The following is a 12,603-nucleotide window of genomic DNA, read 5'->3' as shown; positions in this document are numbered from 1 at the left end:
GCCTTCCGCGCTGCGGCCGTCGGCCACGTCGCCTTGGTACGCGATACCTTCTACGACGCCCTGACCGACGACGATGCCACCACTCTGGCGCGCATCATGACCCGCGTCAGCGCTCGCCTGGACCGATGGGAAGAACGATGACCACCTCCGCCACAGTGATCCGCGCGGCCGACCGACTGCACTGGACCAACGAGTGGCTCACCTCCCGGCAGAGTTTCCCCGCCACTGGAAATTACGATCTCTTCGGCAACGCCCACGGCGTGCTGCTCGTGCACAACGACGATGTGGTCGGCCCCGGCGAGGGTCTGGACGCCCACCAGCACCAGAACACCGAGATCCTCACCTGGGTGGTGAACGGCGCGGTGGCGCACCGGGATTCGCAGGACCACGCGGGCGTTCTCCCCGCGGGCACACTCGGATACATGAGCGCCGGTCGCGGCATCACGCACTCGGAGGGAAACGCCGACCGGAGCTACTCGGGAGCGCCGCTGCGGGTGATCCAGATGTGGGTCGCCCCGGACACCGACGGCCTCGATCCAACCCACGCCGAGAAGAGCTTCACCGACGCTCTGGCGAGCGGCGAGCCGGTGGTCGCAGCGTCCGGTCGGCGCGAGCACCGCGGCCACGGCGCACTCCCGATCAGCAACAGGTTCGCCGCGCTGCACCTGGCCCGCCCGCGCAGCGGCCAGCGGGTGTCGTTTCCTGGCGCACCGTTCGGACACTTATTCGTGGTGGACGGGCAGATCAGCGTCGACTCCGTCGGCGTGCTGGCCGCCGGCGACGCCCTCCGCACCGTCGATCACTCGGCACTGGCGGTGACCGCGGCGGCCGACGCCGAGCTGATCTTCTGGGAGATGCACGCCTCGTTTGAGGTCTAACCTCGAGTCCATGAGTTCTCTCGCCGAACGGGTCGCCGCGCAAATGCCCGCCGCCTACGACGACCTCGCCACCGCCGTGGCCTTCGCCTCCATTCATGACGACGCTACGCGCACCGACGCGAACCGGGCATCGGCGGCCTGGGTGGCCGAGCAGTTCGGCGCGCTCGGCTTCGCCTGCGAGGTGATCGACACCTGCGACGGCTCGCAGGCTATCGTCGGCTACCGGGCCGGGCCAGCGGGCAGTCGCACCGTCGCGCTGTATAGCCATCACGATGTGCAGCCCCCCGGTGACGAATCTCTGTGGCGCACACCACCTTTCGGACTCACCAAGCGGGATGGCCGATGGTATGGACGCGGCGCCGCCGACTGCAAAGGCAATGTCGTGGCGCACCTGACCGCCCTGCGCGCGCTCGGCGGCGAGGCCTCATGCAACATCCGGGTCATCATCGAGGGCTCTGAGGAGGCTGGCGGCGAGGGCCTCGACGATCTGGTGCGCCGCCGCCCCGAACTCTTTGACGCCGACCTGATCCTGATCGGCGACACCGGCAACATCGAGGTCGGCGTGCCCACGCTCACCACCAGCCTGCGCGGCGTGGTGAATGTCCGCGTCGAAGTGCGCGCCCTGGCCGGGGCCGTGCATTCGGGCCAGTTCGGCGGGGCCGCACCGGACGCGATGGCCGCCCTGATCGCGCTGCTGGCCACCCTGCGCGATGCCGACGGCAACACCGTGATCGACGGTCTGGAGCACAGTCAGACGTGGACCGGCGCCCCCTACCCCGCCGACCGCTTCCGCACCGACGCCGGCGTGCTGCCCGGCGTGGACGTCCTGGGCTCGGGCACCCCGGCCGATATGTGTTGGGCGCGCCCGGCGGTCAGCGTGATCGGCATGGACGCCCCCAGCATCGCATCGTGCGCGGCCGCGGTGATCCCATCCGCGGCGGCGCTGCTGAATCTGCGGATTCCGCCGGGTGTCGATCCGCAGCAGGCCTACGACGCACTCGCCGCGCACCTGCGCGCGCGCCTCGGGTGGCGCTGCGAGCTGACGGTCACCGCTGACGCGATGGGTGCGCCGTTCGCCCCGGCCACCGACGGGCCCGGTTATACGGCGCTGACCGCCGCAATGCGCGAGGCCTACGACGGCGCCGACGTCGTGCATTCCGGGCAGGGCGGCTCCATTCCGTTGTGCACTGTGCTGTCCGGCGCCGTGCCGACGGCAGAGATCGCGCTGCTCGGCGTGGAGGAGCCGCAGTGTGCGATCCATGCAGCAAACGAGAGCGTCGACCCGGAAGAAATCCGCCGGACCGCGCTCACCGAGGCAATTCTGCTGAGCCGCTACTGAACCAGGCAGTTACCCGCAGGGAAGCCGCCGAGGTTTTTCAGGAGCCACGTGCCGACGCGCGTGACCATCGCATTGCCGTCGGTCAAGGAACCGCTTGTCGGCAGCGCCGCCAGGGCGACACCGTACTGACCGGTCGGTGTGCTGATCACGGCCAGTTGCCGGACCACATTCTTTCCGGTGCCATTGGCGGCCGGTCCCCAGCCGCCCTTCACAGCGGCCGTCACGCCGCGGGCGGCGGGCTTGGCGACGCCCCACTGCTGGTTCGCCGCAACGTGATTCATGTGGTCGAGCACATCGCCAGTGTCCGGGAGGCACGGCAGATGGGCCGCGAAGATGGATTGATCGGCTAGATCCCACTGGGTGAGCCCAGGAAAGCTGTGCGTCAGCTCGGAGGACACTTGGGTGCGCACATCATGCCCCTCGCGCAGCACCGCGGTCACCGCGTCCACCGAGGGTGCGCCGCCGCCGAGGAGGCCCCAGAGTTTCTCGGCAGACTCGTTGTCGCTTAGTTCGATGGCTTTGGCCTCGTCGGCAAGCACTGCGGCCCCGAGCTTGCGCTGCGCGGCGATGGACACCGGCACCTTGAGTGTCGACCAGGCCCGCGCAGTCTTGACCGAACCGAACGACGTCGGAAGGTCACCGCCGACGGGCGTGATCGATACGCCGACCCGGCCCGGCAGCGATGTCGCCATCGACTTGGTGAGCGCCCGGAAACTCTTGTCCAATTCGGCTTTGGACACGACCGGAGCGCCCAGGCTCCCGTTGGGCAGCGCAGGCACGGAAAAGACCTCGGCCGCGGCACTACCGGCCAAGGCCGTACTCGCCACCACTGCGGCTATCGCCGCACCCATCAACCCGCACCGCACCCATGCCACACTGGCCCCTTATGTCACTTGAACAACTTCAGTAACACTAGAGCTGTGGGTCGTTCGGCTCCAGGGCTGAATCCAAATCGAGTCCTAACAGTTGCCGGACGGCATCAACTTGAGGTTCTTCCCAATCCAACGACCGACCTGGTCGAGTGCGGCGATCCCGCTCTCCATCGTCGACTGCTGCGTGTAGGTCGAGAGGGCAAAGGCGATCTGCGAACCATTCTTGCGCGTCAGCACACCGATCTGACGAACCACATACCCACCCGATACCGCAGGACCCCAGCCACCCTTGACGGCCGTCGTGTTCGACGCGATCGACTCGATGCCCCAGTTCTGATTGCCGGCCACCTGGCCCATCAACCCGACCACATGCTCCGAACCTGGCAGACACGGCAGGTTCGCAGTAAAGGTCGCCGCATCGTCGAGCGCCCACACCGTCTGCCCGAAGATGGTGAACTCCGCGCGTCGCCGCTCAGCAGGCACCTCGGTCTTCGTGTCCTTGCCCTCGCGCAGAATGCCGGTCACTGCTTCCGCAGCCTGTTCCGGTGTTCCCAGGGAGGCCCAGAGCGTCTCCGCAGAGGCGTTGTCGGAGTTGATGATCGCAGTGGTCTCAGCAGCGGAAATACCGTTCGCCCGTTGCGCAGCGAGCGCGAGCGGCACCTTGATCGTCGACCACGCCACCTGCGAGACCTGATCGCCCATGCTGACCACTTCTCCTCCACCGACGGCCGCAATCGATATCCCCACCGGCTGCGCCAACTCCGCTCGGAACTCGTCGTAACTCGCCATCAGCGCAGTGGGGTCACCGGCTGACGGCTTCGGCTTCGGCTTCGATGACGACTTCGGCGACGATTCGGCCGACGGCGAGACAGCAGGAGATCCGGTCACCGTCACCACCTCGGTCGCCGTAGGGACCGACGACGGACCGCTGGAACAGCCCACCAGTCCGGCGCCGACGATCATCCCGGCGAGTATCGCGCTACCGGCGCGCAGCAAGGCACGTCCTGACAAGATTCTGCACTCCTGAAATATCAGTAGATGTGGACCACTGCGTTGTTACCACCGTGACAGGTCACCACACCGGACGGCTCGGCCGCGCACGTCATCACGTACCACTGACCGGTGACTGGGCTCTGCGCATTCACGGTCCGAGTCTGCCCCATGGGCCCGGCCGCCAGATACGAACGGCGCACCTCGACGGCGAACGGACACGTGGTTACGTCAGTCCCGGCCGCGGCTCCCTCGCCGCACACCCTGGATCCGGGCGGCGGGCCCACTGGCTGCGGTGCGGCCTGCGTCGGAGCAACTGTACTGGTCATCGTCGTCGTCGACGGTCCGGCGACGACGCTGCCCTTGTCGCGGAAGCCCAAGTAATAGATGCCCACGCCGATCAGCGCGGCGACCAGCACACCGATCAATCCGGCCAGCAGCATCTGCGTGCCATTCATCGACTTCTCTGGCGGCACCTGCTGGTAGACCGGTCCCGAATACTGCTGGGGGCCGGAATACTGCTGGGGCCCGGAATACTGGGGACCCGACGGGTACTGCGGCTGCAACTGCGGCACCGGACCGGACGCGCGCACAGCCGTCTGTTGGTACAGCGGCACCGTGCCCGGGTTCGGCGCCGGGATGAAGGTCGTCGCCGATTCCCCGCCGATCGCCTGGCGCGCAGCCACCCCGAGGTCGCGCGCGGCCGGGTAGCGCTGGGCCGGATCCTTGGCGAGGCCGCGGGCGACGACTGGATCCAGGCTCGCCGGCACCGCCGGGTTCACCGCGCTGACTGGCGGCGCGTCGTTGAGCACGGTCGCCTTGATCACCGCGCTCACCGTCTCACCGTGGAAGGGCGGACGCCCGGTGAGCAACTCATACAGCACCGCGCTCAGCGCGTACACGTCCGAAGCCGACGAGACCGGAGCGTTGTCGAACTGCTCGGGCGCCAAATACGCCGTCGAGCCGATGGCCGTACCGGTCTTAGTGAGGCCGGAGTCGGCGCCGTCGTGGGCGATGCCGAAGTCCACCAGGTAGGCGAAGCCGTCCGGTGTCACCAGGATGTTCTCCGGCTTCACATCGCGGTGTACCAGACCGGCCGCATGCGCGGCGTCGAGGGCTGAGCCCACTTGTTCGACGATGCCGATGGCCTGCTCCGGCGCCAGCGCGCCGGAGCGGAGCAGCAGTTGCCGGGCGTTCTCACCCTCCACCAGACGCATATCCAGATACAGGGTGCCGTCAATCTCGCCGAAGTCATGGATCGGAATGATGTGCGGCTCGCCGAGTCGCGCCACCACCTGGCACTCGCGACGGAAGCGCTCGGCGAAGGTACCGTCGTCGGTCCCACTGCCGCCCAGGAGTTTCAGCGCGACGTCGCGATCGCGCACCGTATCGTAGGCGCGGTAGACCGCGCCCATGCCGCCGCGCCCGATTAGCGCGTCCAAGCGGTATTGCCCGAATTGTGTGCCCACCCGGTCGTTCACTGCACTGTCCTCCACTGGCCCATCCCGAGAATCGCCATCACCAGTTGCTTTTCCGCGCGCCTCACCAGGGCCTCCTCCGTTGCGGGTCGACCGTCCCCGTCGAGCAAGTCTGCCACCGCCGTCATCATGATGCTGACAATCAGGTCAGCCGCGACCTCCAAATCGTCCGCTTCCCACGCCGCGAGTTGCGGGATGCGGGCCAGATCGATGGCCAATTCCCGAGAGAATAGGCGAAGCTCAGTGTTAATGGCGCGCCGCACCTCGGCGACGCCGCCGTGCTGTTCGCGGACCAGGAACTGAAACTTGGCCTCCTCGGCCCGCACCTGGCGCAGCAGGATAGTCAGCGACTCTCGCGCGATCGGTAGACCGCTGTTGGCCAGATCGCGTCGGCCCTCACGCAGCGCACGCCTCAGCACACGCATCGAGTCCTCCACCAGCGTGACGCCGAGATCCTCCATCGAGGCGAAATGCCGGTAGAAGGCGGTAGGCACGATACCCGCCCCGCGGGCCACTTCGCGCAGCGAAAGGCTGCCGAAAGAACGGTCGTCCACCAGATCGATGGTGGTGTCGAGCAGCGCCTGGCGCGTCTGCTCCTTTTTCGCCGCACGCGAACCACCAGTCACCAACCCAGTCTAAGGGGTGATGGCCGACACATGAACATCGCTTGCGCCTATCGCTACAGCTGTGCGATTCTTTGAGAGTACATCCGTACACCGAAGGAGTAAGAACCATGACAAGCCGACTCGCGAGCCTCCTCGGGAACTTGGTCGAAGCTACGGCGACTCCGTACCCGGTGGACCGCTATCTGGAGTTCGTCAACCCGATGCTGACGTGGCGCGAGACTCGCGCCAAGGTGGTCGGCCGAGAGTTGCAGACCAACCGCACCGTCACCCTGACCCTCGCGCCGACGCGCCAGTGGAAGGGCCACACCGCCGGACAATATGTCGAGGTCAGCACTGTTGTCGACGGTGTCCGCCACCGCCGCTTCTTCTCTCCCGCCAATGCCGCACAGAGCCACACTGCCATTGAACTGACCGTCACCGCCCACGACGACGGATTCATCTCGCAGCACCTACGCGAGCACGTAGCCGTCGGTGACGTATTGGGCCTGGGCGAGGCCACCGGCCAGTTTGTCCTGCCCGCGGAGCGTCCCGAACGCACCATCCTGGTTAGCGGCGGCAGCGGGATTACACCTGTTATCTCAATGCTGCGAACGCTCGCCACCGAGGGACACCGCCAGCCGGTCACTCTCGTGCACTACGCGCGGACCGCCGAGGACGTTCCCTACGCCGCCGAGCTGGCAGCCCTGGCCGACGCCCACGACAACATCGACGTGCACCTGCATTACACGCGCACCACCGACCGCAGCCACTTCATTGCGGCTCACCTCGACGGCCTCGTCGACGCCGACGGTGCACAAGTGTTCCTGTGCGGCCCGCCGACGCTGATGTCAGCCGTCAGTGCGGACCTGGCCGATCGCGGCCTGTCCGCGCGCCTGCACAGCGAAGCCTTCACCATCGACACCGCCCCGGTGATCGACCCGAACCAGCCCATCACCGGCACCCTCACCTACTCAACGACCGAGACGACGAGCGAGAACGACGGCCGCACCATCCTGGAACAAGCCGAAGCCGCCGGCCTGCAGCCCGAATACGGCTGCCGCATGGGTATCTGCTTCTCGTGCACCGCCGTCCGCAAGTCCGGCTGCACCCGCAACATCCTGACCGGCGAACTCGACTCGGAGACCGATCAGCAAATCCAGATCTGCGTCAACGCTCCCGTCGGCGACGTCGACATCGAACTGTAGAAGGACACCACCATGACCACGCAGACCACGACCACACAGACCACGACCACACAGCCCATCGAAGTGAACTTGACCGCGCAGCAGGTCGAGGAGATCGGCGCCGAGCTCGACGCGATCCGCACCCGGGTCGTCGAGTCACTCGGCCAAGCGGACCGCGACTACATCTACAAGATCATCGAGATCCAGCGAAAGCTGGAATTCGCTGGTCGCGCAGCGATGTATGTCCCGTTCCTCCCGCCGGTGTGGCTCGCTGGCGTCGCCTCGCTGGGCGCCGCCAAGATCCTGGACAATATGGAGATCGGCCATAACGTCATGCACGGCCAGTACGACTGGATGCGCGAGGACACCTACAACTCGCGCGAGTTCGACTGGGACAATGTGGTGCCCGGTGAGCAGTGGAAGCACAGCCACAACTATCTGCACCACACGTTCACCAACGTGATCGGCGAAGACCGCGACGTCGGCTACGGCATTCTGCGCATGACCCGAGACCAGAAGTGGAACCCCTACTACCTGGGCAATCTCGGCTACGCGACCGCGCTCATGCTGCTCTTCGAGTGGGGCGTCATGCTGCACGATCTCGAGGTGGAGAACGTGTTCGCGGGTAAACGCAAGTGGACCGATATCAAGGGCCTGGTCAAGGGCATGTGGCGCAAAGCAAGCAAGCAGGTCGCCAAGGACTACATCATCTACCCGGCGCTGACCGGACCGTTCTTCGTCACCACTCGGCTCGGCAACGCCGGCGCGAACCTGATCCGCAATGTCTGGACGTTCTCGATCATCTTCTGCGGCCACTTCCCCACCGGCGCACAGACCTTCTCCAAGGAGGAGACCGCGAACGAGACCAAGGGTGAGTGGTACCTGCGCCAGATGCTCGGTTCGGCCAACATCACCGGCGGCAACCTGTTCCATATCATGAGCGGTAACCTGAGCCACCAGATCGAACACCACCTGTACCCCGACGTACCTGCCAACCGGTACCCGGAGATGGCGCGCGAGGTCGAGGCACTGTGCGAGAAGTACGATCTGCCCTACAACACTGGAAGCCTGTCCCACCAGCTCGGCTCCACGTGGCGCAAGATCGCCAAGCTGTCGCTGCCGAATACGATGACTTCCGACGACAACAACGTGGTGCTGAACATCGAGCGCCACGCGGCGGGCGCCAAGGCGACTCGCTCGGAGCGGGTCGCGTAGCGTCGTAGGGAGCACCCCGAAGGAGTACACCGTGGTCAGCAAACTGGAACGCAATAAAGACCTTCTGCAAGAGGCCGTGCAGAACACCGCGCACCGGGTCGGTTCGATCGCGTCGATCATCACCACTGCCGTCGTCGACGTCACCCGCGAGATCGGCGACCTGGTCAGCGACGGTTTCGAGATGCGCGAGGCCGCGAAGGCCGCCAAGCGCGCCGACCAGCCTGTGCTCGTGGAAGCTGAGCTCATCGACGAGCCGGAGTTCGACGACCGGGAACTGCGCTGACACCAGCGCAGGACGTGCTGCGGACCGTCTTCGGCTACGACACGTTCCGTGGGCACCAGGAGCAGATCGTCGAGCAGGTGGTCGGCGGCGGCGACGCCGTCGTCCTGATGCCGACCGGCGGCGGCAAGAGCCTCTGCTATCAGGTGCCGGCGCTGGTGCGTGAGGGCTGCGCGATCGTCGTGTCCCCGCTCATTGCGCTCATGGCTGATCAGGTCGGCGCGCTGCAGCAGCTCGGGGTGCGGGCGGCCTACCTCAACTCGACGCAGACCTTTGACCAGCGGCTCGCCGTCGAAGAAGCCTTCCTGTCGGGGGACTTAGATCTGCTTTACATCGCGCCCGAACGGCTCAGCGGGCGGGCGACGCGGGAGTTCCTGGCCCGCGGCACGCTCAGCCTGATCGCGATCGACGAGGCGCACTGCGTCTCGCAGTGGGGCCACGACTTCCGGCCCGACTATCTCGCCCTCGGCGAGCTGGCCGAGCTCTGGCCCGACGTACCTCGGATCGCCCTGACCGCGACGGCCACCGACCGCACACACCGGGAGATCACCGAACGCCTGCACCTGCAGCGCGCACAGCACTTCGTGGCGAGCTTCGACCGGCCCAACATCGCCTACCGAATCGTGCCGAAGAACCGGGTGCAGCAGCAGTTGCTCGAGTTCATCCGCACCGAGGGATTCGAGGACGGCGTCGCGCTCACCGGCATCGTCTATGCGCTGAGCCGCAAGAGCGTCGAGAAGATCGCGAAGTTCTTGGGCGACAACGGAATCGATGCGATGCCGTATCACGCGGGGATGGACCCGGCGAGGCGCGAGTCAACCCTGCGACGTTTCTTGCGCGACGACGGCGTAGTGGTGGTGGCGACCATCGCCTTCGGCATGGGGATCGATAAACCGGACGTCCGCTTCGTCGCCCACGTCGACCTGCCCAAAAGCGTCGAGGGCTACTACCAGGAGACCGGTCGCGCCGGCCGCGACGGTCTGCCGTCGGTGGCGTGGATGGCCTATGGCCTCGCCGATGTGGTGCAGCAGCGTCGGCTCATCGATATGGGTGACGGTGATCAGGCCCACCGGATGGCGCAGGGCCGACTGCTCGACGCCATGCTCGCGCTGTGCGAGACCGCCAGCTGCCGGCGCGTGCAGTTGCTGCGCTATTTCGGGCAAGAGATCGCGCCGTGCGGCAACTGCGATACCTGCCTGAATCCGCCGCGGACCTGGGACGGCACCGTCGCCGCGCAGAAGGCGCTGAGCACGGTGTGGCGGCTGCACAACGAGTTCAATGGCCAACGCTACGGCGCCGGGCATTTGATCGACGTCTTACTCGGCAAGCCCAATGCGCGGATCGAGCAGCATGGGCATCGTCGACTGTCCACGTTCGGTATCGGCGAGGAGTTGACCGCCCGGCAGTGGCAGGGTGTCTTCCGGCAGCTGATCGCCCAAGGATATCTGGCCCCGCACGGCGAGTACGGCGTCCTGACGCTCACCGAGTCGTCGGGCGATGTGCTGCGTGGCGCGGTCACCGTCACCTTCCGCACCGAACCCGAACAGACCCGCACCCGGAGCCGGTCCGCCGGATCCAAGCGGACGGCCCCGGCACTCTCTGAGGATCAGGCCCCGGCCTTCGAGGCCTTGCGTCGCTGGCGCACCTCGGTCGCCACGGAGGCTGGCATTCCGCCGTACACCGTCTTCCACGACAAGACCCTCGTCGCCATCGCCGAACTCCGGCCCGCCACTACCGACGAACTGTTGACGGTCTCCGGCATCGGCGCCGCCAAGGCCGAGAAGTACGGCGAGGCGGTCCTGGAAGTGCTCGCCACCGTCGCCTCGGCCTGACCCTTCGACAAGCTCAGGGAGCAAAATCCGCCCCGCCCAGGGAGCAAAACCCGCCCCGTGAGCCTGCCGAAGGCTCCGGCGGGACGCGCTGGCGGTTCCTCGACAGACCGGGCAAGAGGTCGTACCTCCCCGAGATCAGCGCCTCCTTCTTCGCCCGAGACCAACCATGGAGCTTCCGCTCCAGGCCATAGGCGTCACCGATGCTCGGGCACTCCTCACTGAACACCAGCTCAACGGGCAGTCGTCTGCTGGTGAAGGCCGAGCCTTTGCCGCTCTGGTGCTGCTCTATCCGCTGCGCCAAGTTGCGAGTACTACCGACGTACAGTCGGCCATCACCGCAGCGAAGGATGTAGACGTACGCGCTCATCCCCCAAGGATGAATCCGGTGAATGGCCTCGACAATAGCGCCGTCCACAGGACCCCCGGTCGGCGGAGGCTTATCCACAGGAGTAACCCTTCGACAAGCTCAGGGGGCGGAACGGACCCTTCGACAAGCTCAGGGAGCGGGACAGTCGCAGGGGGGGAGTGGCCCCGCCGCCTGAGCTTGTCGAAGGCTCCGGCGGGGACTTGGCGTCACCGTGAGCGCAACCCTGGGGCCGGGCGCGGGGTGGACGTAGAGTGGGGCGTTCGCTGGATTCGGAGGCACAAGTGACGGACGTCTTTACACAGGTCGATAGCAGCATCGCGGTCGATCGGCAGCCCAGCGGCTGGCAGCGCGCTTTCGCGTTCCCCAACCCGGTCAACGATTACGCGGCCCGCACGACGGCGGGGCTGGTGATCGTGCTGGCAATCGCCGCCATCGTCGTCAACCAATGGTGGCTGTACGCGATTCTGGCGCTCGGCTTCGCGTTGCGCGTGGCTGGCGGTCCGCGGTACTCCCCGTTCGGCCGCCTCGCCGTGCACGTGATCGTGCCGAACGTGGTCAAGAAGGAGAAGATCGTTCCCGGTCCGCCGAAGCGATTCGCACAGACCGTCGGTCTGGCGTTCTCGACCACTGCCGTGATTCTGTCGCTACTCGACTTCGGCCTGGCCGCCCAGATCGTCGTCGGTGCGCTGATCGCCGCCGCATTCTTGGAGTTCGCCTTCGGCTTCTGCCTCGGCTGCGTGGTCTTCGGCTATCTCCAGAAGGCTGGCGTCATCCCCGACTCGGTATGCGAGGCCTGCGTCCGCTGACCTGACCGCGGTCGCGGAGCGCCCTCAGCGGTCTCAGCGGTCTCCAAGCAAACTCGGAGCACAGTGGTTGGTATGTCTGAATACCGTCTCCCGGCTGGCGCCCTTCTCGCCGGCATCGTCGTCTTGGGTGCCGTGGCCGTCGCCGCTCACCCTGCGCCCTTCGCCATCGACAGCGCAATGCTGTACGACGCACTGTCGGCCCGAACTCCCGCCGTGACCAGTGCGGCTGAATTCCTTAGTCTGCTGTTCAGTCCGGTAGCCATGTTGGCGTGGATCGCGGCCGCCGCCATTTCCCTCGTCGCCGTCGACCGAAATTGGTTTCGCGCCATCCAACTGGTCGCCGTCTGCGGCGTCGCGGCAGTCGTGACCGAGGCGATCAAATGGCTGGTGGATCGACCTCGCCCCGGTTCGTCGTTCCGGGTGGACGAGGCCGAGTCGGCAATGTCGTATCCCTCCGGTCATGTGAGCGGAACCGCCGCCCTGGCCTTCGGCCTGGTGTTCGTCGTGGGTGCCGCCTGGCCGAAGTGGGCGCAGGCGATCGCCGCGCTCGCGGCCCTGGCGTTCACGACGTTGTGCGCGGCGACCAGGGTATATCTGGGTGCCCACTGGGTCACCGATACCATCGCGGGCGGTCTGCTGGGGCTTGCCGCGGCCTTGGCCGTCCCGCCGCTAGTGACGAGTACCCTCGACCGCATGTCATCAGCTCCGGCCCGGCTCCGTGCGTAGCGCGGCCGGGCCGGTTCGCCGACGCCTCACC

The 12,603-nt window shown here is 66.6% G+C and carries 14 protein-coding genes; 9 read left to right on the top strand and 5 right to left on the bottom strand.

Annotated features, from left to right (window positions below):
• Positions 1-137 precede the first annotated feature (137 nt).
• Together WAW85_RS13435 and WAW85_RS13430 are read left to right on the top strand one after the other, a co-directional pair.
• Positions 138-878, top strand: coding sequence for a pirin family protein (locus tag WAW85_RS13435; protein WP_422560104.1), 741 nt, complete (start codon positions 138-140; stop codon positions 876-878).
• Between the two features lie 10 nt (positions 879-888).
• The gene (locus WAW85_RS13430; protein ID WP_422560103.1) at positions 889-2,217 is read left to right on the top strand and encodes a M20/M25/M40 family metallo-hydrolase; all 1,329 of its coding nucleotides are present in this window, start codon (positions 889-891) and stop codon (positions 2,215-2,217) included.
• Here the strand turns inward: WAW85_RS13430 and WAW85_RS13425 are convergent.
• Positions 2,211-3,068 carry a hypothetical protein gene (locus tag WAW85_RS13425; RefSeq protein ID WP_422560109.1) on the bottom strand — a complete coding sequence of 286 codons (858 nt, stop codon included), beginning with the start codon at positions 3,066-3,068 and terminating at the stop codon, positions 2,211-2,213. The two genes, WAW85_RS13430 and WAW85_RS13425, sit on opposite strands and share 7 nt — an antisense overlap.
• Before the next feature lie 108 nt (positions 3,069-3,176).
• Positions 3,177-3,878, bottom strand: a complete 702-nt coding sequence (locus WAW85_RS13420) for a hypothetical protein (protein WP_422560102.1) — start codon at positions 3,876-3,878, stop codon at positions 3,177-3,179.
• 7 nt (positions 3,879-3,885) lie between these two features.
• Here WAW85_RS13420 and WAW85_RS13415 point away from each other — a divergent pair, with 7 nt between their 5' ends.
• On the top strand, positions 3,886-4,116 hold the full coding sequence (locus WAW85_RS13415) for a hypothetical protein (RefSeq protein WP_422560101.1): 231 nt from the start codon (positions 3,886-3,888) through the stop codon (positions 4,114-4,116).
• Positions 4,117-4,120: 4 nt separating this feature from the next.
• On the opposite strand, the gene WAW85_RS13410 is transcribed toward WAW85_RS13415, so the two are convergent.
• The gene (locus WAW85_RS13410; protein WP_422560100.1) at positions 4,121-5,560 is read right to left on the bottom strand and encodes a protein kinase domain-containing protein; all 1,440 of its coding nucleotides are present in this window, start codon (positions 5,558-5,560) and stop codon (positions 4,121-4,123) included.
• Positions 5,557-6,183 (bottom strand): TetR family transcriptional regulator, encoded by a 627-nt coding sequence (locus WAW85_RS13405; RefSeq protein ID WP_422560099.1) that lies wholly within the window; start codon positions 6,181-6,183, stop codon positions 5,557-5,559. The genes WAW85_RS13410 and WAW85_RS13405 overlap by 4 nt, the downstream gene beginning before the upstream one ends.
• A 107-nt stretch (positions 6,184-6,290) precedes the next feature.
• Between WAW85_RS13405 and WAW85_RS13400 the strand changes: the two genes are divergently transcribed.
• The 4 genes from WAW85_RS13400 to recQ are packed head-to-tail and all read left to right on the top strand — an operon-like array spanning position 6,291 to position 10,673.
• Positions 6,291-7,367 (top strand): ferredoxin reductase, encoded by a 1,077-nt coding sequence (locus WAW85_RS13400; RefSeq protein WP_422560098.1) that lies wholly within the window; start codon positions 6,291-6,293, stop codon positions 7,365-7,367.
• A gap of 12 nt (positions 7,368-7,379) precedes the next feature.
• Positions 7,380-8,561, top strand: coding sequence for a fatty acid desaturase family protein (locus WAW85_RS13395; RefSeq protein ID WP_422560097.1), 1,182 nt, complete (start codon positions 7,380-7,382; stop codon positions 8,559-8,561).
• 31 nt (positions 8,562-8,592) lie between these two features.
• On the top strand, positions 8,593-8,844 hold the full coding sequence (locus tag WAW85_RS13390; protein WP_422560096.1) for a hypothetical protein: 252 nt from the start codon (positions 8,593-8,595) through the stop codon (positions 8,842-8,844).
• 17 nt (positions 8,845-8,861) lie between these two features.
• The gene (gene recQ, locus WAW85_RS13385) at positions 8,862-10,673 is read left to right on the top strand and encodes a DNA helicase RecQ (protein ID WP_422560108.1); all 1,812 of its coding nucleotides are present in this window, start codon (positions 8,862-8,864) and stop codon (positions 10,671-10,673) included.
• A gap of 13 nt (positions 10,674-10,686) precedes the next feature.
• On the opposite strand, the gene WAW85_RS13380 is transcribed toward recQ, so the two are convergent.
• The gene (locus WAW85_RS13380) at positions 10,687-11,040 is read right to left on the bottom strand and encodes a GIY-YIG nuclease family protein (RefSeq protein WP_422560095.1); all 354 of its coding nucleotides are present in this window, start codon (positions 11,038-11,040) and stop codon (positions 10,687-10,689) included.
• Positions 11,041-11,354: 314 nt separating this feature from the next.
• Between WAW85_RS13380 and WAW85_RS13375 the strand changes: the two genes are divergently transcribed.
• Both WAW85_RS13375 and WAW85_RS13370 read left to right on the top strand, forming a co-directional pair.
• Positions 11,355-11,846: a DUF4395 domain-containing protein gene (locus WAW85_RS13375; RefSeq protein ID WP_422560107.1), complete on the top strand. Its 492-nt coding sequence runs from the start codon at positions 11,355-11,357 to the stop codon at positions 11,844-11,846.
• 72 nt (positions 11,847-11,918) lie between these two features.
• Positions 11,919-12,572: a phosphatase PAP2 family protein gene (locus WAW85_RS13370; RefSeq protein ID WP_422560094.1), complete on the top strand. Its 654-nt coding sequence runs from the start codon at positions 11,919-11,921 to the stop codon at positions 12,570-12,572.
• Positions 12,573-12,603 lie beyond the last annotated feature (31 nt).

Source organism: Gordonia sp. (in: high G+C Gram-positive bacteria) (genome assembly GCF_049299075.1).
Taxonomy (GTDB): domain Bacteria; phylum Actinomycetota; class Actinomycetes; order Mycobacteriales; family Mycobacteriaceae; genus Gordonia.
The sequence above is the reverse complement of the archived record's forward strand: the minus strand, read 5'-3'. Positions and strand labels throughout refer to the sequence as shown.

Coding starts and splice junctions, on each gene's coding strand:
- WAW85_RS13435 (WP_422560104.1), top strand. CDS start 138: ATGACCACCTCCGCCACAGTGATCCGCGCGGCCGACCGACTGCACTGG.
- WAW85_RS13430 (WP_422560103.1), top strand. CDS start 889: ATGAGTTCTCTCGCCGAACGGGTCGCCGCGCAAATGCCCGCCGCCTAC.
- WAW85_RS13425 (WP_422560109.1), bottom strand. CDS start 3,068: ATGGGTGCGGCGATAGCCGCAGTGGTGGCGAGTACGGCCTTGGCCGGT.
- WAW85_RS13420 (WP_422560102.1), bottom strand. CDS start 3,878: ATGGCGAGTTACGACGAGTTCCGAGCGGAGTTGGCGCAGCCGGTGGGG.
- WAW85_RS13400 (WP_422560098.1), top strand. CDS start 6,291: ATGACAAGCCGACTCGCGAGCCTCCTCGGGAACTTGGTCGAAGCTACG.
- WAW85_RS13395 (WP_422560097.1), top strand. CDS start 7,380: ATGACCACGCAGACCACGACCACACAGACCACGACCACACAGCCCATC.
- WAW85_RS13380 (WP_422560095.1), bottom strand. CDS start 11,040: ATGAGCGCGTACGTCTACATCCTTCGCTGCGGTGATGGCCGACTGTAC.
- WAW85_RS13370 (WP_422560094.1), top strand. CDS start 11,919: ATGTCTGAATACCGTCTCCCGGCTGGCGCCCTTCTCGCCGGCATCGTC.